This is a genomic window from Lysinibacillus sp. NPDC093216 (genome assembly GCF_050280325.1).
Classification (GTDB): domain Bacteria; phylum Bacillota; class Bacilli; order Bacillales_A; family Planococcaceae; genus Lysinibacillus.
On sequence record NZ_JBNNVB010000021.1, the window covers coordinates 81,681 to 102,231 of the forward strand.

A 20,551-nucleotide genomic window follows, 5' to 3' on the forward strand; every position below is an offset into this window, starting at 1 on the left:
TATCAATAAATTAACAATTTTAATATAAATGAGCTGTTAGTGAGCAGTGGCAATAGGAAAGACAATAATTCTCTAATATTTGTTGAATAACAATTTATTAAAACATGTTTCTGTCGCTCCATCTTTCGCACAGAAAAAATACTCTCCGTTCATAGTTTCGCCTTCCGATAAGTTTTTCTCTACGACGAAAGTTAGGATTATATTTTCCTCATCAACACGCCCGAAGCTTTCGACATTCCCAAAGAGGATCTTGAAATTTATGTTAATATATCTATATATGGTTTTTATATCTAAATACACATAAAAAGATATTATATGGATAAGTTGATTGGAGAGGAGAGAGATTATGAAACTTGTTTTAATATTCGGTCCTCAAGCAGTTGGGAAAATGACTGTTGGACAGGAATTAGCTAAAATAACGGATTTAAAGCTTTTTCATAACCATATGACGATCGATTTAGTTAGTCATTTTTTTAGTTATGGTACGACTGAAGGAAAAAGATTAGTTAATTTGTTTCGTCAGGAAATATTTGAAGAGGTATCGAAAAGTAATTTGTATGGTTTAATTTTTACTTATGTCTGGGCTTTTGATATGCAGGAGGATTGGGATTATGTCGACGACCTTGCAAAGCTTTTTGAATCTAGAGGAGGTACTGTTTATTTTGTAGAACTTGAAGCTGATGTAGTAGAAAGATTGGAACGAAATAAAAGTGGTAATCGACTTGAGCATAAACCTTCGAAAAGAGATATCGAATGGTCTGAAAAAGATTTGAAAAGCTCGATGGAAAAATACAGATTAAATTCCTTAGAGGGCGAATTAAATTATGCAAATTATCTCAAGATCAACAACACAAACTTGAGTGCCAAAGAAGTTGCTTTGAGCATTAAGGAAGCATTTCATTTATAGGATTGAAAAACGCCTGGATCTCCAAGCGTTTTTTTCGGTTCTATAATTGAACTACATACCGCTTACAACTTTATTTTAATCAACTGATAATCCGTTAATAAAACAATATACGATTTCTTCTTCTAACTGACTTAATTTACGATTTAGTTGAGTAGATAGTTCATTAACCAAATTCGAGTGGTTTCTTTGATGTTTTTCTGTTAAGTCACAAATCAACTTCAACAACATGATATACCCCATAAAATCCTCTTTAGATAATGGGGGTTCATGCGAAAGTACATAAATTTCGGCATCGAACATTTCAATGATTTCTATGAGATGTCTAACATTTTCAATTTTATATTGTGGTTGTTGTGTGTAAATACTTGGATACAAGCAATCCCCTAAGAAAAGTACTTTTTCTTCCTCTACAAAAATAAGTGATGAGTCATAAGAGTGATCTCCACCTACATGTTTGACTATACACCGAATACCACCTAATTCAATCTCATATTTATCTTTAAAAGTAATATTAGGTAAAGTGATGGTAATATTTCTGTCTTCTCCATATTCTTTCTTTATCATGTCGGAGCAAAACTGATTCTCTAGGCCTTTTTCGACACGATTATCTAAAGCTTCATCTGACCAATCATAGTTCATCATTTTTTCAAGATGCATTTTTGTATTTTCATGTGCTATGGTTACTAGATTCATCTGATTTGTTCCAAAGCTATGATCCCAATGCCAATGTGTTAATACTACAGAATGAAAATTATTAATTTGATATTGATCTAGTTCACCAAGAAATAACTTAGCATGTTTATTAGAATTTCCTGCATCTACAATTAATGTTTGGTGATTCCCGCATATGGCGGACAGTATTGGTCGATCTGTTTCAGAATCATGCGGTAAATAATGTATACGATTGGTTAGTTGTTTCAAATTTTTCTCCATTATCTTAACTCCCTTTGTTTTAATTAGTTCCGACAATCCTATTTAATGTATCAAGAACATTTTTTAACTCTGTTAAGCTAACTTTCGAATAATATTTTTCCACAAGAATGGCGTCAATTTTATTTAGAAGCTGATGAAACTCTTGACCTCTATCCCCCAGATAAATAAAGGTCTCTCTACGGTTTATTGAATTCTCTTGACGATAGATCATTTTCATTTCTTCTAACTTTGAAATTACTTGGCTAACCGCACTTTTTGAAATACCAAAATGATTTGCAATATCATTCGCAATTACGGGCTCATTGCGAATGATATAAAACATTATAATTTCTTGTTGAGGGGTTAAGTGAAAGTTCTCTAATTCCTCAACCTCCTTGGTTTCTTGTAAAACTAACAACTTGAACTGCTCAAACTTTTGATTGATTTTGTCTATCATTGTTAAATAATCGTGCACAGATTTATCAGCCCCAATTCATCTTTAGTTAAGTTCAGTTTACTTAACCATTATTCGTTTGTCAATTATTGTATGCGCTTATTAAAGATGGAAATCGTTCTTTTCCCCTAGATATTATTTTTGCATAGCCACTGCTCACTAACAGCTCATTTATATTAAAAATAGTAAAGGTTGTTAGTGAGCAGTGGGAAGACAGTAAATTCACAACGTAGGGTTGATTTCCGTTCCGACTGGGTGCTTTCCTGGGGGCATCGGGGCAACAAATTTTTTTTGCGCGAAAGCAAAGCGGCAGTATATGTTCTTCAAAAGGATTACTATGATTTCTTACTAAAGCTCCCGATACTCTATTTAGTTAGATAAGTTATTTAATCAATTATGCCTCGGCATAATTGCGTCCGGAATCGGCTTTGTGCTTAGGCCTGCAGATGTTTTTTGTGCGAAAGCGCAGTGCTAACGTAGCGGCAGCAAAAGGGTTTTATCTGCGCGGAAGCGAAGCGGCAGCAGCAACAACATGTTGCAGGTCAGTTAGCCGTTATCGCATGGATGCGATGATCTTAGGCTAACATCCTCTAAGAACTCCTTTCCGATTCCGTGACATTCGCCGGAGGCTTTAACTTCTTTCAGCGGGTGTTCGGACACCTGCTGAAAGAAGTTAAATGCTCATCAATCCCTTGAACAGCTAGTTCCAACGCTTTAATTCTTCTTTCTAAAAGCGTTCTTTGGGGACTACCAACCTTTGACTTCATATATATGTTCTCAATTGATGGTAATAAACCAGCGAGAACATTGCGCGCTTCTGCTAAATCTTCCTGGTTATAATGATGAGGGCTTTGATTCCAAACGTTTTCTAACATTGCTAAACCAATGCAAACAGCTTTGAGTCGTTTCTTTACTAAGGTAGTATTTGCGCCTTTCTGGGTCATCTGTGACAGGGCACTTTCGAGTTTTCTGAGTGTCGATTGTAAAGATTTTATTGATTCCAATTTTTCTACATTTGATACGTTTTCCATAATAGTACTGCCCTCTCTTCGTTTCTGAAATATATTCTTTAATACTGAAAATCGTTAAAAATCTGATTTCACTCGCAATATTTTATCATAATTACACAGGGGATTTTCAACAATCTGGCCCAATTGAATAGCCTCTTCTATCCGTTTATTTCCAGGGGTATTATTCCTTCCTCAAGGAGACATTTCATTTATAGAACCCCAAAAAACGCCTGGATCTCCAAGCGTTCTTTGTTAATTCGCGGCTTTCGCATACATTTGCAATGCTTTTTTATCAATCTTTCCAACACTTGTTTTTGGCAATTCATCGATGAACATAATCTTTTTGGGAATTTTGTAGCGACCTAGATGCTTGCTACAGATTTCTTTGATTTCTTCTAGTACAGTATCTTGCTTATCCTGGCAAACGATAACTGCTGCCACGATTTCTCCCCAATAATCATCCGCCACTCCAATTACCGCAACCTCTTGCACTAGCTGATGGCGTAAAATACATTGCTCTACTTCCTGGGGATAAACATTTTCTCCACCAGAAATAATCATCTCTTTACTGCGACCGACAATATAAAAGTCACCATCTTCATCCATTAGTGCTAAATCGCCGGTTTTTAACCACCCATCTTGAATGATTTTTTCAGTCTCCTGCTGATTATTCCAGTAAAAGCGAAACATATGCTTTCCTCTAACCATTAGCTCTCCAACAACGTTTGGCGCACAGCTTTCTCCTGCACTATTGATAATTTTCGCTTCATTGAATTGCATGCTCTTCCCCACGGCACCTTTTTTTAAATAGGCGGTCTCCCTAGAAATATAAAAATTATTTGGCCCCGCTTCTGTTAAACCATAGCCCTCTTTAAAAAATAATCCCTTCTTAAAAAATGCGTCATATATCGGATACGGGCATGGTGCGCCCCCTGATAAAAAAACTTTCACTGCAGGGAAACTACTGTTCTTAAAGTAATCCGTCGCAATCATCGCTTGGTACATTGTTGGCACAAAAAGCGAAATCGTTGTCTTATACTGATTAATCGCCTGAAGAGCTTTTTCTGCCTCAAACTTATCACCAATTACAACTGTACCGCCAGCCATTAGCAGCGGTATACATAATGCATTCAAACCTCCTGTATGAAACAACGGCATATAATTTAACGTACAATCACTATCACTCAAGCCCCAACTAATAATTGTATTTATAGCATTCCAATTCACAGAATTAAAGGATAGTACAACACCCTTTGCCTTGCCAGTTGTGCCCCCTGTATAAATCATTAACCACGGATCATTAAGGTCTAGTTCTCGAATGCTGAGAACTGCTTCTTCACTAGTTAAACGAAGAGAATGCATGTTTTCAAAAGACAAAGGGCAATTCATATCTTCATCGTAAAGCAGTAAAGAAGGCGTAGCATCCGTCAAAATATCATGCAATTCCTTTTTACTCATACGCCAATTCAATGGCACGTAGATAAGACCTCTTAATCCGCAGGCGAATAAGACAGCAAAAAGCTGAATATGATTTTTCGCAAATACGGCTACACGACTTCCTCCCTGCAAATTTTGGCGCTCAAAAAAATGACTCCATTTTTTGATTTCCTCTGTTAATTGCTGATAAGTCCACTGTTCTTTAGTTTCTAGGTTCACCAATGCTAAACGTTCAGGTGTTAACGATGCACGTTTTAAAATCCAGGATTGCTCTACATACATTTTGAAAGCCTCCTTATCACATCATAATTGCTCCATCCACATGAAGCGTGTGACCGTGGACATAGGAAGCCTCATCAGATGCTAAAAATAAATAAGCATTAGCAATATCTCTAGGTGTTCCTAATCTTTGCAGTGGCACGATGGAGCGCATTTGTGCAAGCACATTTTCTGGCATTTTTTTCACCATATCTGTTTCTGTAAAGCCAGGTGCCACCGCATTCACGTTGATACCTTTGCGCCCCAATTCCTTTGCCCATGATTTGGTCATGCCTACAATAGCCGCCTTTGTGGCAGCGTAATTTGTTTGGCCAACATTGCCATAGACACCGCTAACAGAGGATGTATTAATAATTTTGCCCCCACCGGCAGCAATCATATGTGGAATCACCTCTTGTGTGCAATGAAACAAGCCAGTCAAATTCACATCAAGCACCTGGTGAAACTGCTCTTCCGTCATTTTTGTTAGCATTGCATCACGTGTAATACCTGCATTATTCACTAAAATATCAACTCGGCCCGTATGCTCTATAACCGTTGCCACTAGCTTCTTGACGCTTTCTCTATCCGCAACGTTTACTTGCACAAATAATGCCTGATCCCCTAATTGCTGGGCAGCTGAAATACCCGCCTCTTCATTAAAATCTGCAATGACAACGAGTGCACCTTCTTCAATAAATCGTTCAGCAGCAGCATAGCCAATCCCGTTTGCAGCTCCTGTAATAATGGCAACTTTATTGTTTAAACGCATAATTTTTACCTCCAATTTCTAAAAATGCTTCAATTTCAGTTATAAGTTGTGATAAATCATCAATTAATGGGGAGTGACCGCAGTCTTTTAAGCTGACGAATTGTGCATTTGCACCTAAATCGAGCATTGTTTCGTCATTCATTAATTCTGTTATGACGTAATCACGATCCCCTCTTAACACTAAAACTGGAATGGTAATCTGTTGAACCTCATGAGTGCCGTTAGCTACTTCATGATTAACAGCACTTATATTGAAGACATTTAATGCATGATAAACTTCAGCGAGATTTCTTTGTGTCAGCATATCCTCCACATATGTCTGATAGTGCTCCGGGCTAGGTTGATTATGGGTGTATATAAGTGCGTTCCAGATCGACTGTAAGCCTTGCACATTTTTCAAATCGTAGAAGCCTTGTACTAATTTTGTTTTAGATGTATCGACAAGTACTTCTTCATAGGTAAATGCCCTCTTTAAGGCTGCTTGCTTGCCAGTACCTAAATCCGTGTAAAATGGATAGCCTCTCGTAGATGCCGAGGCTAGTAAAATAAGCTGCTGACAATAGCTTGGATATTGAGCGACAAACTGCATACATACAGCTCCGCCCGTAGACCAGCCAATCATGTCAAAGTGTTTTAATTGAATGGCGTCCACAAAAAGCTTCACATCATCGCTAAAATCTTTAATCGCGGAAATTGGTTTATGATAAGATGAACCACCAAAACCTCGTAAATCTATCGCATAAATTGTATATTTTTCATCCAACGCATCGATTAGAACGTCCCAATGTTTGGAGGATGTCATATTGCCATGAATAAGTAATATAGCACGCTCTCCTCCTTGACGTTTACGATAAGCAATCGTTTCTCCATTTGATAGCTCAACGGTTTTTAACATCGCAATTCCCCCTTATCCCCATCGAATCGTAATAGCTCCCCATACATAGCCAATCCCTGCACTAACAAGTGTGACGATGTCTCCATCGTGGATACGGCCTTCATCTAACGCCAGCTGCAATGATAATATTTGGTCAATCTGTCCGATATGACCATACTCTCGTAAGTATATGGATTGCTCCTGCTGTAAGCCTAGTTCAGATAAAATATAGTCATGAGCAGATTTTTTCATGTGAAGCATCGCTAAATAACTAATATCCCCCTCAGTTAATCCACTTTTCGCCAAGGATGTTCGAATTACCTTCAAAAAATTGCTTAAAGATTTTTGCTCTAAGCGCTCCCTCATCCCTATTGGATCGATCACATCGAGCTGGTACAAATTATTTTCTAAATCATCAGGCGTCAAAGGTTTTTTTGTACCACCAACAGGCACGACTACATCCTCTGAGAACGAACCATCCGTCATAATATCTGCCTCTAATAAATGATTCTTGTCATAGTCTTTTTGTAAAAGGATAGCGCCACCACCAGCTGCTAAATTGTACATAAAGCGTGTGCGAGGATTGCTATAATCGATAAAATCAACATTTCGATAGCCACCAGCTAGGAGGATAGTCTGAATGGAATCATCCGACGCCATTAAGCTTTTCGCTAGTTTTAGCGCCATAATGGTCGTGCCACATCTTAATTGCACATCGAATGCCCAAGCATTTACGGCCCCTAGCTCCTCCTGCATTTTTATAGAGGCAGTCCACAAGGGATACTCCTTATGCTCCTCTCCCATATAAATCACAACATCAATGTCCTTCGGGTCGATATGAGCCTTGCGTATTGCATCCTGTGCTGCCCATATCCCCATTTGAACCGTATGATCGCGCTCACCAGGAATAGGCTTTTCATAGATGCCCATTTTTTGTCGAATAATATCCTCTGGAATATTGGAAAGCCTCGCAATTTCTTTAGATGTCATTTTCGTTTGTGGAATATAGATTCCCGTACTTACAATGCATACAGTCATTCAAATCGCTCCTTTTCCTGCGACGGGGCAACCGATGTTTGGCCTTTTTCCTTGTGCTTTAAGCGCCATTTCCAAAACATCAGGCGCAGTGATCCAATAATTCCTTTTGGGAAAAAGATAACAGCTAAAATATAAAGAATTCCAAAGAAGATAATCCAACGTTCAAATATTGGATAATCACGAGCTAACCCTGAAAGTGCATGTTGTGCATATTCAATAACAGCCGATCCTAGTAATGGTCCAACTAATGTGCCAACACCACCTATAATTGTCATTAATAATGCATCTAGCGTAATGTCCATTGTCATCACACTCGTATTGACAAATCGTAGTGACACAGCATATAAGGAACCTGCTAAGCTTGCAACGGTTCCTGCCACAATTGATGCAATTACTTTATAGTGCAAGGTGTTATAGCCTAATGATTTTGTTCGTTGTTCATTTTCCCGAACAGCAATTAATATTCGACCAGTTGGCGAGTTAACGAAACGATATAGCACAATAAAAATAACGACTAAGCATGCTAGCACGAAGAAATAAAACGTCATTCGATCTCTAAACATTTCGGGTGCTCTAAACGTAAAACCATCATTTCCGTATGTAACAGAACGCCATTTTTCTGCTACTACTAAAAATAGCCCCGAAAATGATAATGTCAGCATCGCAAAGAAATGACTTTTTAATCGAAGTGTAAGTAATCCTACTAAGAAGCTGATGCACCCTGCTAGCACCATGCCGACTAAGATTGATAATAAAAATGTTGAAAGTGTTGGCTCCATTTGTTTCAGCATGACAGCCGTTGTGTAGGCACCTAAACCAAAAAACATCGCATGACCGAACGATACAATACCTGTATAGCCAAGGAGAATGTCATAACTCATCGCTAAAATACCGAAAATAAAAATTTGCGTTAATAAAATGATGAGCGTCCTTGAATCATTAACGAAAGGGAGAAGCACGAAAATAGCTAACACGAGGAAAAAGCATACATGCTGCATTGAAAGCCTCATCTTCATGTTGATCTCTCCTTTCTCATAGTAAATAAACCTTGTGGACGGAAAATTAAAACAATGGCCATTAAAATCATATTGACCGCAAGCGATAGCACTGGCACGTAATAAGCCATAAAGCTACCTGCTAAACCGACTAATATAGCTGCCAATAGTGAGCCCGAAAAACTACCCATTCCTCCGATTACAACAACGATAAAACCTAAGATTGCATACTCCATGCCCATTTCCGCATAGATGACACCTGAATACGGAGCCATCAACATGCCGCTAAGTGCTGCTAATGCCGCACCAACCATAAAGACATATAAAAATACTCGCTTTATATGAATGCCAAGTGCCTGTGCCATTTCTTTATCCTGTACACCCGCCCGAACGATAAGCCCAATCTTCGTTTTCTTAAGCATGTATTGAAAAATAGCGAAAATGATAAAACCTACAACAATAATAAATAATCGATATTTTATAATAATAACGTCTCCAATTTCCCAGCTGCCTGCTAAGTAGCTCGGTGTTTTCACTGCCACACCATTTGGACCAAAAACAACTTTAATCAACTCCTGTAGCACAAGCATCAGCCCTAATGTAATTAAAATTTGCTGAATATGATTGCCATACACAGGTGTGATAATTAATTTTTCAGTAATGAGTCCTAATAAAGCCCCTGTTACGACGGCACCTACAATGCCAATTAGAAAGCTCTCTGTGAACATATACGTAAAGATCCCAGCATAAGCCCCCCAAACGAATAAACCACCATGAGCAAAGTTCAAAACATCCATTAGTCCAAAAATCAACGTCAGACCTGCCGCTAGTAAAAAAATTAACATGCCAGTTGCCAGGCCATTAATGACTAAATTGACGAATAGCTCCAATAAAGTACACCACCTTTATCCGATTCCAAGATATTTTCTTTTTAATTCTTCATGATGGATAAGATCCTGCATGTTACCCGAGTGAACTGTTCTGCCATCATCAATCAATGTATACGTATCACCAATTCGGCTCGCCATCAGAAAGTTCTGCTCAACAAGAATGATGGACGTTTGCTTTTTCATTTCAACGATGGCCTCCATTACTTTCTCTACCACTATGGGCGCCAGTCCTTTAGATGGCTCATCAATCAACATTAACTTACTATCATTGATAAATGCCCTTGCCATGGACAGCATTTGTTTTTGACCACCTGAAAGATGTCCGCCAGCCTTCTTCCAAAATTTCTTCAGATCAGGAAACAGCTCCAGCACATAATTTTGTCGCTCGAAAGTAGCCGTATCTTCTTTACGCATGGCCACTTTCATATTTTCCTCAACGGTTAAATCTGCAAAAACCCCTTGGTTTTCAGGTACATAACCTATTCCTAATTTTGCAACTTTATAGGTAGGGCTTTTTTTAATAGAATGTGAGCGAAATTCCACCTCGCCCTTTGAGGCAGGTGTTAACCCCATAATCGTTTTTAAAGTGGTCGTTTTACCCGCTCCATTTCTACCAAGCAGTACACTTACTTGCCCCTCCATGGCCTCAAAATTGACTCCTTGCAAAATATGGTATTGGCCGATATATGTGTGGACATCATTTAATTTCAGTAAGGTGTTCATCGTACAGACCTCCTAAATATGCATTTTGTACGGTTTCGTTTTTCATGATGTCCCCTGGAGTTCCATCCGCAAGAAGCTGGCCGTTAAATAGCACCATAATCGAGTCCGACAAATCTAGAATCATATCCATTTTGTGCTCAATAAGCAGAATGGTTTTATCACCTTGATTTTTAATGGTGCGAATCACCTCTAAAATCGTTGGCACCTCCTCTAAGGACATGCCTGCCGTTGGTTCATCAAGTAAAAGGATTTCCGTATCAAGTGCTAACAGCATAGCAATCTCAAGCTTTCTCTTTTCCCCATGGGACAGCATTGTCGTTAGAGCATCTCTTTTATTGTCAAGCAAGACAAGTGTTAATAGCTCCTCCGCTTTTTCGGTAATCGCCTTATAGCTTTTGTAATGGCGAAATAATTGGTAACGAACTTTCTCCTTGGATTGCACAGCCAAACGGACATTTTCTAGAACAGTCAAATTCGGAAAAACATTCGTAATTTGAAAAGAACGCCCGAGACCCATTCGTGTTCTTTCAATTGCTGATTTTTTCGCAAGTGACTGTCCTTTAAAATAGACATCCCCGGCAGTCGGCTTTAACTCTCCACTAAGCAAATTAAAGAAGGTTGTTTTTCCAGCTCCATTAGGTCCAATAATTGATTTCAAATGCTTTTCCGGCATATTAAAATTCACCTGGTCGACAGCTTTGTGTCCGCCAAAACGAATAGTTAAGTTTTCTGTTCGTAAAATAGGTTCCATCGTATTCTCCTTTCTAGTACTTCTATCTCTCTTCACCCATTCTCATTTGAAAGTGGGTGAAGAGAGACAGAAAATATCTGTCTCGTAATTTCACTTATTCTTGATTGGAGGTGCCGTTTCTTCAGGGCTAAGCTCACGAATTAGCACTGGTACTGGATAATCTACACCATCTTGTTTTTCTAAACGGATCGAATACATCGACTGTAATGCTTGATGATCTTCTTTTCGGAAAGTCATCGTTCCTTTTGGTGTTTCAAATGACATTCCCTCCATAATGCCGATAAGTTTTTCCGCATCTGTATCGCCATTTGATTTTTTCAGCGCATCAACAATAGAGATGGCTGCAGACATGCCTCCTGGCGTAAATAAATCCGGAACTTCATTAAAGCGTTTTTGATGTTCCTCCACTAACCATTTATTGACATCATTTTGTGGTAACGTATGATAATAAACAGAGAACCCTTCCATACCAATTAATGGATTCATAAGTTTTAATGCAATAATATCTGGGGCACCCGTTGAAATTTTAATGCCCTTTTCTTGAATTTTTAAATCTGCAATTTGATTCCACGGCGAGTTTGCTCCAGCCCATACGACAAATAAATAATCTGGTTTTGCAGCAATTACTTTTTGCAAATTAGACGTAAAATCAGTTGCTGCTGGATCTGCATATTCCTCTAAAACAATTTCTGCGCCTAGCTTTTCTGCAGCTGTCTTAAATGCCTTTACCCCGTCCCAGCCAAAAGAATAATCCGGTGCAAACGTTGCGATTTTAACACCTTTTCCCGCAATCGCCGCCGCTGCAGCATAAGCATCCTGAGAAGAATTTCGACCTGTACGGAAAATATATTTATTAAATTCTGAGCCCGTAATGCTATCCGCTACTGCAGGCTCCACCACCATAATTTTTTGATATTCTTCCGCAAGTGGTAGTACAGCGAGCGTATCACCTGAGCTAGAGGAACCAACTAAAAAATCAACCTTGTCATCTTCTAATAGCTTTGTCGCTTTTTGTACTGCAACCTCAGGCTTTGTTTCTGTATCTTCATAGACAATTTCTATTTTCTTACCGTTAACCTCCATCGTACCGCCTGTAGCATAATCAATTCCTAATTCAAATCCATGCTGTGTTTGTTTCCCATACGACTCAAGGGCACCCGTCAATGACGCAAGCATACCGATTTTAATAGTGCCCCCTTCCTCAGCTGTACCTTTTGTATCATCCTCCGAAGCCTTACCCCCACTTGAACTATCCTTCGACCCCTCTGAATTACATGCCACCATTAACATTGTCAGCATCAATAAAAGCATAATTAACCAATGCTTCTTCATCCCAAAACCCCTTTCATCATGAACTAAAATAGAAAGCGTTTTCGTTGCTATGTAAACACTATATAAAACATCAGTTACAAATTAGTTACAAGATAGTTGGGTCAGTTTATTGAGCCAACTATCTCTGCAGCGAAGTGCAACGACAGCGACAAAAATCTTTAAATGAGCTCCCTTTTTAGGTGGGTGAAAGTTTTTTTCCGGGGATGAGAGATTTATCGGAATAAATTCGTGTTTTATCGGAACAATTTCAGGTTTTATCGGAATGTTTCATCGATTTATCGGAACATTTTAGAAAATACAGTGTAAGCTGCCACTTTTTCTGCAACAACAGCAAAACAGTTTTATTATATAAAATTCATATTAATTCATTAGTAATAATATATTATCCATATTGAAATCTGGTTTTTATAATGAAGATAGCACTTTTAAAGGGAGGGTCTAGAATGGAGTTTAGTAAACTTGGCAATAGCGGATTGACAATAAGCAAGATAGCATACGGAAACTGGATAAATCATGGGGGTAAAGTAGATGAGGATACTGCAAAAGAGTGTGTTAAAGCAGCACTAGATGTCGGTATAACTACATTCGATACTGCTGATGTTTATTCAGAAACTAAAGCTGAAGAAATACTCGGCAGGTCTTTACAAGGTATTCGCCGGGAGAGCATTGAACTATGTACAAAGGTGTGCCATCCGACTGGGAATGGGCAAAACGATAAAGGTTTATCACGAAAACATATTCTAGAAAATTGTCATGCATCTTTGCGTCGGTTACAAACAGACTATATAGATGTCTATTATGCACACAGGTATGACCCAACTACTCCACTTGAAGAAACGATGTTAGCTTTCGCAGATCTTGTAAGACAAGGTAAAGTGCTTTATATTGGTGTAAGTGAGTGGACAGCAGAACAAATCACCCGTGGTGCAGCACTTTCACGGGAATTGAAAATTCCGTTCATCGCAAGCCAACCCCAGTATTCAATGTTGTGGAGAGTTATCGAAAGCGATATTATACCAACCTGTCAACGTGAGGGACTTGGGCAAGTAGTATGGTCGCCTTTAGCACAAGGTGTTCTCACTGGAAAATATCTACCCCAAAAACCGGTACCAGCCCAATCACGTGCTAATTCTCCGGCTGGCAAACCATTCTTTAATAAACTTGCACAACGTTGGATGAACGACAATGTGCTCACTGCTATTCAGAAGCTTAAACCCATCGCACAAGAGATTGATCTTACCCTCGCTCAACTCGCAGTAGCTTGGGTACTACAAAACCAGAACGTTTCCTCAGCAATTATCGGTGCCTCGAGCCCAGAACAGGTAAGAGAGAATGCGCTCGCTTCAGGTATCAAACTAGACATTGAAATTATGAATCAGATTGACAAAGTATTAGAAGGTTTCGTTGAGTACGACCCGAGTAAAACAGGTTAATAATATTTTATTACCCATCCCCTTTAGGATGGGGTTTTATTTTTGGTGATCAAATTTTAAAATCGAATACATCTCTCTAACAACTGTTAAGAAATGATTAACTACTGCAGATTTTTCATCTTCTCTCCAACTAACATATAAATTTACTTTTGGTGTCGTCTCTTGGATTTTTTTATAGATAACCCCAGGATGTTTATAGCTTTCCACCGACGATGGAACGACAGAAACTCCCATTCCGGTTGCCACTAAATTAACAATCGTTTGCATTTGAATAGCTTCTTGGACAACATTTAAACTTACACCATGATCCCAAAAGTAGCTAATAATTAAATCATAAAAATTGGGACCCATATGACGCGGAAACAAAATAAATGGTTCATCAATTAACAATCGGAGTGGTATATCGGGCAATAAGGCGAAAGGATGATCTTGTTGTAAAACCAATTTTAAAGATTCTTCCGAACAAACTTCAGAAGAGAGAATTCCGTTGTTTTGTTTAGAACGAATAAATCCAATATGAATTTGTTTCTCATAAAGCGCTTTTAATTGCTGCTCCGTTGTCATTTCACGTAAAATAAGATGGATTTTAGGAAAGCGTTCTCGAAATTTATTAAGAACTTCTATAACAATTTCTGTGGAATCGACAAAACCAATAATTAAGCTCCCTATTTTCCCTTCAGCTGCGAGTTGTGTTTCTTTTATGGTTCTTTCTAACTGAAGCAGTGTTTGTTGAGATCCTTCTAAAAATATCTTCCCAGCATCCGTAAGTTCAACCGTTCTTTTCGTTCGATTAAAAAGTTGAACTCCCAATTCTACTTCTAATTTACGAATTTCTTGGCTTAAAGGAGGTTGCGCCATCCTCAGACGTTCTGCTGCACGACTAAAATTCAATTCTTCTGCCACCATTATGAAATATCGCATTTTCCTAATATCTATTTGCAACTATCCCTTCTACTAAATTCGATTCAGGACTTCTTTTAATATTGAACTCATTGGTGTCTTGTGAATTCTTCAATCGATCAATGGATTTCATTTTGTCTTTTTAAAAATGTATTTCAATCGTTAATTTCCACTGCCCGCTCCAACCATTCACTCATAAGATTCGTAAACAAATTTGCTTGTTCAATTTGCAAGTTATGCCCAGCCTTATCTAAAATGGTGAAGGCTGCTCTTGGGAATTTATCTAAAATAGCAAAAGCGTCCTTATAGCCAACCATGGAATCCTGTTTACCTAGCAAAAATAAGCAAGGTTTAGCAAATGAAATCTCATCTACAGGAAAAGAAAAACTATAGTTTTTTTGGATTTTTTCTAAAAATGCCACATCTGCTTTTTCTATACCTGCAAACACTTCATTTGTGTAACGCTGACAATTATATTCATCTAAAACAACTAGATGCGAGCTAAAATCTTCTAGCTCCTGTTTCGTTAGTGTCGATAAAAAGTCTTTATCCGCCGAGACAACACTTTGTTCTGGCACAGTTCGACTTTGTTTATCTGGAATAATCAACGGACAAATAAACGCAGCCCCTAAAATTTGTTCATGATACTCTCTCATAATTCCACGGACTAAATATCCACCATAAGATTCTCCTACTAATAAATAACGTTCATTTGGTATTAATGAGTGAATTAGTTCTATAACAGCCTCGAGCATTTCATCTGAGTTATTGATCTTTTCGTAGTCTGTCGTCTTGCCCATTCCTGGAAGATCAATATAAATTCGTTTCCAGCCCTCCCTTTCTGCAAAAACAGGCTCCATACATCCCTTCATTAGTTGATGGTCTGGCGAATATCCATGGAGCATAACGATTGGTGTTCCGGTCCCAATTATTTCATAGTAAATATTCGCCTTACTTACCTTACAAAATGACATAGTAGTTCCTCCAAATATTATAAAAATTATTGATTAAAATACATAAATGTTCATCAAAAGTTGTTATGGCTTTTTCTTGTAGGTGCCGGTTGATTGGAGTGGAGACTGGGTGACTCCTTCGAGATTAGCGTCATTGATGATACCCTACTGCGAACCCGGGTCATCGGACGCTCCCAGCCAGTGGGAACGGAAATCAACCCCATGTTACGATAATATCCCCAAAATAACCAACTATCCAATATATACTAGCCCATTATTAAATCATAAACAACCATCGTCGATTCCATCGGTGTTGTATTTAGTTCACTTTTTAATTGCTGCACACATTTTTCATACCATTTTAATGCAAGTGAACGATTTTGTAGTTGATAGTAACTATACATCAACAACCGATAGCCTTCTTCCCATAAAGGATCCTCACGAATTATTCTTTCTGCATAAAAAATAGCTTGCTTATAATTTTGTTGCCGCGTCGCATTTTGTGCTAATTTTTCCAGTACTTCAATATACATTGAATCTAGCTTTTCTCGATCCTGTATGAGCCAATCTAACTGCTTTTTTTCAGCATAAAGTACATCCGTATAGCTCGTTTCAGCAAGCTGCAGCCATTCGTTTGACAATTGTGGATCGAACTCCTCCATCCCTAATTCATAAAAATAGAGAAAGCGTTCGGCATCGATTTGTAGAAATTGAATTTGCTGCAATTGGTACATATTATTTTTACGCTGAATGAAAAAGCTTTCCTGACGCGCGTTTCTACTTGGCTCAAGCACTTTTAATAACGTATTCAATACAACTTTAAAATCTCGATCTAGCGATTCAACATTTCGCTCTGGCCATAATGCCTGTGCAATCTCTTCCTTTGGCGTAAATCGGTTGCGATGACAATATAAATAGACGAAGAGCTCCTTCGATTTATCACGTTGCCATTCTTTATCCTCAAGCTTTCGATGCTTTCTTATTAAATGTAGACTGCCTAAAAAGTTCATCTGTATTTCCTCATGCGGATAAACAATATTATCCTCTACTTGAAAAAAGCTACGCATCGCTAAAATAGCAGCATTTTCCCCATCACACTTTCTACTAAATTGTAAAAGCTCATAAAAAATCATCCTATTCGGTGGACCGAGGATGGTTTTCCTTTGTAAAAAGTAGTCATAACCATTTGTAATACATAGCTGTGCAAACTGCTGAAAATAATGATTGAATTGTTGAGGATTATTTTCTTTAAAGGCAATGACAGATTGAAAGAAAAGTACATGCATCTCTCCATTGTGATCGCCACAGTCCTGGAATAATCGCTGTGCCTTCATTAATAATTGCCTCGCCCGTTCAAATTCCTGTTGAGAAATAATAATTTTAACCTCAGCGGTTAATATAAGAGCGGTCATCCATGCATCTTGTACTTGCTCCGTTTCCCGTAATCCGAGCGCTACATATTTTTTAGCAGAGATAATATCTCCTTGCGCATGTTTGACAATTGCAAGTCCCATGTACGGCTCGGCCTTTACGCGAGAAATATTAATGGTATTCAACAATGTAAGGGCTTTTTCATAAGCATTGCAGGCTCCTTGATAATCAGGAAAATCTATTAATAGTAATGCATGTGCTTTGCGAATATAGCCAACAGCCTCAATAAAAACCGATTTTTCACGTAATCCCCTACGAATCCCATGCTGAGCGGCATACCAAGCATCCTTCCCTAGCCCTAATAACGCATAGACAAATGATGCCAATAGCTCACTCTCTCTATGTGTCGCGACAAGCTGTGGTGGTAATTCCAATCTCTGCGTCAGCAATTCCTTTGCTTCTAGTAGCTGCCCTGTTCTTAACAATATGCGAACATCAACATTTGCTCTTTGTAGCACATCCTCTGTCAAAGCAACCTCACCTATAAAAATTTGTGCGCCTTTCGCCTTCCCTAAATTCACCAAATTTTCTGCATACTGACGTTGCAATTCGAGAAGTTCCTCTTCGTTTAACGGCGTATGATCCGCTAACTCTAACGCTCTTTTTAAATGCGGCTCTGCCAATGCCGGCTGGATTGTATCGAGATAAATATGTGCTAAACCTGCTTGGGCTTTCGTCATAAAGAGATAATCATTCTTATTTTTTGCGATGTTTGCACAATGTTCATAGGACTGCTTCGCTCTTTCATAATAAGCACGATAACGGTGGCACTCACCTTCAAAATAATATAATTTGTAATATTCCGATTTTTCATCAGCTGTAAATCGATTTATTTTTTCTAATAGCCACTCAAATTGCCCTGCACGGACTAGACTTTCGGCATGATTTTGTAATAACTCACCACTAAAATCCTGATCATTCGTTTTAAATGCATGATGAAGAACAGCTTGTATATTTTTCTCTTTTACATAATACAATGCTGCTTGTTTATGTAATGCAATATATTGCGAAGCATTTTGTCGCCATTTTAGCTCTAAAAAACGAATGAACAATGCATGAAAACGATATAAACCATCCGTTGTGATCGGTTGAATAAATAAATGTCGCTGTATAAACAGTTTTAACGCCTCTGCTATTTCCGAACTATAAAATTGTGTGATAAACTCCTCAGAAAATGTGGGAAAAATCGCCAGTTTTAGTATAGCCTCTTGCTCGAATGCTGACATCTTAAGATAAACTTCCTCCGATAAATAGGTGAAAAGATCATTTGTAGAAATATTTAGCCAATGCGCTAACGATTCATTGTTCCATTGCTCAGCTAATAAAGAAATACTAATTGCCCAGCCCTCTGTAATTTCTAAAACCTTAGATATTTCTTCATCTGTTAAATGCACTGCTACATAATCCTCGAAAAAAACAGCGATTTCCTCTGAAGAAAATGCTAATTCTCCTTCTGCAATAACGAGTAATTTCTTTTGTAGCTTTAATCTTCTCGTAATATCCCAATTCGGCAACGTTCTAGAGGCGATAATAAAATGAACATTCGGTGGTGAAAACTCAATTATTTTTTCCATCACATAATTAATATGAAATTCATGATCAACAAGATGGTAGTCGTCAATAACAATTAGAATCGGCCCTTCGATTTCACATAAACTGTTGACAAACAGCTTAAACCAACGATTTAGTTCCTCTATTTTCGGAAAACGGGATAATTGATTCCATGCATCAAATTCTTGACCGAAGCTCGGAACAATACGTGTGATACTATAAAATAAATGTCTTAAAAACGGCAATATATTATCATCTTCCTCCGACACACTATACCAGGAAAATTTGCTTGATTGTGCATGTAGAAATTGTGTAAGGATTGTTGTTTTGCCATACCCTGCTCCACTATGAATAAGTGTACAAGTATGGTCTAGGCTTTTTTTTAATGTTCTCATTAATAAAGCTCTACTAATACAATGATTGGAAGGACTCGGTGGAATACACTTAGATTGAATAATAATGTCTGTAGTCATATGTGATAACCTCCCCATTCAACTGGTTATGTAAGGTTAAAAGTCTTCAAAGCTTAAAATCTTTTAAATTATAGGCCAATCACCATACGTAGAGTTGTTCCATTCAAAAATTACTTATCATATTTCTTAAACTCAGGAGTTTCCATGAGTCTTTGGAAAAAGATATCTTTAGCTTCCCTATAGGCATCCATCGATTTGGCTTCGTATTCTTTCTTCAATTTATCATATGCATCTCGATATTTATTATTTGCCAATAAAACTTCTCTAAATTTCCAAAAGAAATCAAACTCAGAATCAATTACAGTTAATTGAACTCCTAAAGGAGGATTAGTTGTATCATCTTTAAATGCCCTAAATGTATCTGTTTTGACACTTTCATCATTTCTTTCATATAAATTAGATAGAAGCTCTACTGCTTTCGAAAATTGTTCAGCACTAACACGTACTTGGATGTCTAAATCACCCTTAGTAATGCTATTAGGAATTGCTGAACTACCGACATGCTGGATATCAGCCTTCGGTATTATATCTGTAATTTTATTTTTGTGTATCAAAAAAGTTTTCTCAGCATTTTCATGAAATAGTTCACTTTTGAAAAAATTTACTTTTTCCATATAAAACTCCCCCAATTACAAAGTAGCAACGTTAGATTGGTACAACTACTTTAGTAGATATTCCTAAATTAATTCTATAGTAAGTGTAGCAATTCCAATTGGTACTTTATCCTTTATTTTACCATCATAGCCCACTTTTACCTTATCGCCAATATGAAATATTTCATCTAGATTATTCGCAAGCGCTTAGACCATTTATCTCCTCAATGTTAAAAGAATCCATTTTGAAAAATGATCAAAATGGATTCTGAACCAGAAAATTTATGTTTTGTTTTTATAAAAAGGTAATCCTTCTCTACCTAAGTATTTTTATCAATATCGAAAAATAGTTTCATCCTATTCCAATAATCTTTTCCAATAATCTGCAATATGAATAAAGGTTTTTTCTGATTTATCTTGGATAAAGCCCTTAGCAGCTTCATCGTCTTTGTCATATGGAGAGATTCCTTTTGTCGCAAACTTCAAATATTGCTTTTGTATTTGAGACATCAAGGCATCAACCTCTGGTTTATTTTTGAGAGTGTTAAATTTTTCTTTATAGCTCTCTATCATTTCAGTAATTTCTGCTACTGTATAATTTATTTTACCTAGTTTATTAGTAATGGATAGATCTCTCTTACAGATTTTCCGAACGAGAAAGCCTATGCAGGTGTAGCCCGTTTTTAGCCATGGGATGAAAGTGAGGTCAGACAAGAGGTAACTATTGCTACCTTAATTGTCTGAAAAGGTGTTATACTTCATCTATAGGCTAGTAAAAGTCTATAAAACACGCTCGTTCATTGAAAATTGGATATTGTATAAGGTTCGATAGCCTAATTCATGCTATCGGTAAAACAATATGTG

Annotated in this window: 19 protein-coding genes; 2 read left to right on the forward strand and 17 right to left on the reverse strand. The window is 37.7% G+C overall.

Translation table 11 applies throughout. The features are described 5' to 3' along the window. Window positions 1-346 precede the first annotated feature (346 nt). The gene (locus tag ACQKOG_RS19825) at window positions 347-907 is read left to right on the forward strand and encodes an AAA family ATPase (protein WP_370076564.1); all 561 of its coding nucleotides are present in this window, start codon (window positions 347-349) and stop codon (window positions 905-907) included. A gap of 75 nt (window positions 908-982) precedes the next feature. Here the strand turns inward: ACQKOG_RS19825 and ACQKOG_RS19830 are convergent, their stop codons facing one another. The 12 genes from ACQKOG_RS19830 to ACQKOG_RS19885 form a co-directional block, all read right to left on the reverse strand. Then, complete coding sequence (locus tag ACQKOG_RS19830) at window positions 983-1,840, reverse strand: MBL fold metallo-hydrolase (protein WP_427448087.1); 858 nt, start codon at window positions 1,838-1,840, stop codon at window positions 983-985. A 19-nt stretch (window positions 1,841-1,859) separates the two neighbouring features. Continuing rightward, window positions 1,860-2,294 carry a MarR family winged helix-turn-helix transcriptional regulator gene (locus ACQKOG_RS19835; protein ID WP_370076568.1) on the reverse strand — a complete coding sequence of 145 codons (435 nt, stop codon included), beginning with the start codon at window positions 2,292-2,294 and terminating at the stop codon, window positions 1,860-1,862. A 620-nt stretch (window positions 2,295-2,914) separates the two neighbouring features. After that, window positions 2,915-3,304, reverse strand: coding sequence for a hypothetical protein (locus ACQKOG_RS19840; RefSeq protein ID WP_402874453.1), 390 nt, complete (start codon window positions 3,302-3,304; stop codon window positions 2,915-2,917). A 231-nt stretch (window positions 3,305-3,535) separates the two neighbouring features. Beyond that, window positions 3,536-5,002 carry a class I adenylate-forming enzyme family protein gene (locus tag ACQKOG_RS19845; protein ID WP_427448090.1) on the reverse strand — a complete coding sequence of 489 codons (1,467 nt, stop codon included), beginning with the start codon at window positions 5,000-5,002 and terminating at the stop codon, window positions 3,536-3,538. Between the two features lie 16 nt (window positions 5,003-5,018). Next, window positions 5,019-5,750 carry a 3-oxoacyl-ACP reductase FabG gene (gene fabG / locus ACQKOG_RS19850; RefSeq protein ID WP_427448092.1) on the reverse strand — a complete coding sequence of 244 codons (732 nt, stop codon included), beginning with the start codon at window positions 5,748-5,750 and terminating at the stop codon, window positions 5,019-5,021. Continuing rightward, a complete protein-coding gene (locus ACQKOG_RS19855; protein WP_427448094.1) occupies window positions 5,734-6,645 on the reverse strand; it encodes an alpha/beta fold hydrolase in 912 nt (303 codons plus the stop codon). The genes fabG and ACQKOG_RS19855 overlap by 17 nt, the downstream gene beginning before the upstream one ends. 12 nt (window positions 6,646-6,657) lie before the next feature. After that, complete coding sequence (locus ACQKOG_RS19860; RefSeq protein WP_427448096.1) at window positions 6,658-7,662, reverse strand: 3-oxoacyl-ACP synthase; 1,005 nt, start codon at window positions 7,660-7,662, stop codon at window positions 6,658-6,660. Beyond that, a complete protein-coding gene (locus ACQKOG_RS19865; protein ID WP_415730669.1) occupies window positions 7,659-8,672 on the reverse strand; it encodes a branched-chain amino acid ABC transporter permease in 1,014 nt (337 codons plus the stop codon). The genes ACQKOG_RS19860 and ACQKOG_RS19865 overlap by 4 nt, the downstream gene beginning before the upstream one ends. 2 nt (window positions 8,673-8,674) lie before the next feature. Then, the gene (locus ACQKOG_RS19870) at window positions 8,675-9,547 is read right to left on the reverse strand and encodes a branched-chain amino acid ABC transporter permease (protein WP_370076578.1); all 873 of its coding nucleotides are present in this window, start codon (window positions 9,545-9,547) and stop codon (window positions 8,675-8,677) included. Window positions 9,548-9,562: 15 nt separating this feature from the next. Then, window positions 9,563-10,270, reverse strand: coding sequence for an ABC transporter ATP-binding protein (locus ACQKOG_RS19875; RefSeq protein ID WP_402874435.1), 708 nt, complete (start codon window positions 10,268-10,270; stop codon window positions 9,563-9,565). After that, complete coding sequence (locus ACQKOG_RS19880) at window positions 10,245-11,021, reverse strand: ABC transporter ATP-binding protein (protein WP_427448099.1); 777 nt, start codon at window positions 11,019-11,021, stop codon at window positions 10,245-10,247. Before ACQKOG_RS19880 ends, ACQKOG_RS19875 begins: the two co-directional genes overlap by 26 nt. Window positions 11,022-11,111: 90 nt before the next feature. After that, window positions 11,112-12,353, reverse strand: coding sequence for a substrate-binding domain-containing protein (locus ACQKOG_RS19885; RefSeq protein WP_427448100.1), 1,242 nt, complete (start codon window positions 12,351-12,353; stop codon window positions 11,112-11,114). Between the two features lie 443 nt (window positions 12,354-12,796). Between ACQKOG_RS19885 and ACQKOG_RS19890 the strand changes: the two genes are divergently transcribed. Beyond that, window positions 12,797-13,786: an aldo/keto reductase family protein gene (locus ACQKOG_RS19890; RefSeq protein ID WP_370076586.1), complete on the forward strand. Its 990-nt coding sequence runs from the start codon at window positions 12,797-12,799 to the stop codon at window positions 13,784-13,786. A gap of 36 nt (window positions 13,787-13,822) precedes the next feature. Here ACQKOG_RS19890 and ACQKOG_RS19895 read toward each other — a convergent pair whose 3' ends face one another. From ACQKOG_RS19895 to ACQKOG_RS19915, 5 genes are all read right to left on the reverse strand, one after another. Then, on the reverse strand, window positions 13,823-14,722 hold the full coding sequence (locus ACQKOG_RS19895) for a LysR substrate-binding domain-containing protein (RefSeq protein WP_370076680.1): 900 nt from the start codon (window positions 14,720-14,722) through the stop codon (window positions 13,823-13,825). 119 nt (window positions 14,723-14,841) lie between these two features. Continuing rightward, a complete protein-coding gene (locus ACQKOG_RS19900) occupies window positions 14,842-15,660 on the reverse strand; it encodes an alpha/beta fold hydrolase (RefSeq protein WP_370076588.1) in 819 nt (272 codons plus the stop codon). Between the two features lie 245 nt (window positions 15,661-15,905). Continuing rightward, complete coding sequence (locus tag ACQKOG_RS19905; RefSeq protein ID WP_370076590.1) at window positions 15,906-19,094, reverse strand: BTAD domain-containing putative transcriptional regulator; 3,189 nt, start codon at window positions 19,092-19,094, stop codon at window positions 15,906-15,908. A gap of 110 nt (window positions 19,095-19,204) precedes the next feature. Next, a complete protein-coding gene (locus ACQKOG_RS19910; protein ID WP_370076592.1) occupies window positions 19,205-19,708 on the reverse strand; it encodes a GrpB family protein in 504 nt (167 codons plus the stop codon). A gap of 336 nt (window positions 19,709-20,044) precedes the next feature. After that, window positions 20,045-20,260, reverse strand: coding sequence for a hypothetical protein (locus tag ACQKOG_RS19915; protein WP_370076594.1), 216 nt, complete (start codon window positions 20,258-20,260; stop codon window positions 20,045-20,047). Window positions 20,261-20,551: the final 291 nt, after the last annotated feature.

Coding starts and splice junctions, on each gene's coding strand:
- ACQKOG_RS19860 (WP_427448096.1), bottom strand. CDS start 7,662: ATGACTGTATGCATTGTAAGTACGGGAATCTATATTCCACAAACGAAA.
- ACQKOG_RS19845 (WP_427448090.1), bottom strand. CDS start 5,002: ATGTATGTAGAGCAATCCTGGATTTTAAAACGTGCATCGTTAACACCT.
- ACQKOG_RS19880 (WP_427448099.1), bottom strand. CDS start 11,021: ATGGAACCTATTTTACGAACAGAAAACTTAACTATTCGTTTTGGCGGA.
- ACQKOG_RS19905 (WP_370076590.1), bottom strand. CDS start 19,094: ATGACTACAGACATTATTATTCAATCTAAGTGTATTCCACCGAGTCCT.
- fabG (WP_427448092.1), bottom strand. CDS start 5,750: ATGCGTTTAAACAATAAAGTTGCCATTATTACAGGAGCTGCAAACGGG.
- ACQKOG_RS19915 (WP_370076594.1), bottom strand. CDS start 20,260: ATGATAGAGAGCTATAAAGAAAAATTTAACACTCTCAAAAATAAACCA.
- ACQKOG_RS19840 (WP_402874453.1), bottom strand. CDS start 3,304: ATGGAAAACGTATCAAATGTAGAAAAATTGGAATCAATAAAATCTTTA.
- ACQKOG_RS19885 (WP_427448100.1), bottom strand. CDS start 12,353: ATGAAGAAGCATTGGTTAATTATGCTTTTATTGATGCTGACAATGTTA.
- ACQKOG_RS19910 (WP_370076592.1), bottom strand. CDS start 19,708: ATGGAAAAAGTAAATTTTTTCAAAAGTGAACTATTTCATGAAAATGCT.
- ACQKOG_RS19855 (WP_427448094.1), bottom strand. CDS start 6,645: ATGTTAAAAACCGTTGAGCTATCAAATGGAGAAACGATTGCTTATCGT.
- ACQKOG_RS19890 (WP_370076586.1), top strand. CDS start 12,797: ATGGAGTTTAGTAAACTTGGCAATAGCGGATTGACAATAAGCAAGATA.
- ACQKOG_RS19830 (WP_427448087.1), bottom strand. CDS start 1,840: ATGGAGAAAAATTTGAAACAACTAACCAATCGTATACATTATTTACCG.
- ACQKOG_RS19875 (WP_402874435.1), bottom strand. CDS start 10,270: ATGAACACCTTACTGAAATTAAATGATGTCCACACATATATCGGCCAA.
- ACQKOG_RS19900 (WP_370076588.1), bottom strand. CDS start 15,660: ATGTCATTTTGTAAGGTAAGTAAGGCGAATATTTACTATGAAATAATT.
- ACQKOG_RS19865 (WP_415730669.1), bottom strand. CDS start 8,672: ATGAGGCTTTCAATGCAGCATGTATGCTTTTTCCTCGTGTTAGCTATT.
- ACQKOG_RS19825 (WP_370076564.1), top strand. CDS start 347: ATGAAACTTGTTTTAATATTCGGTCCTCAAGCAGTTGGGAAAATGACT.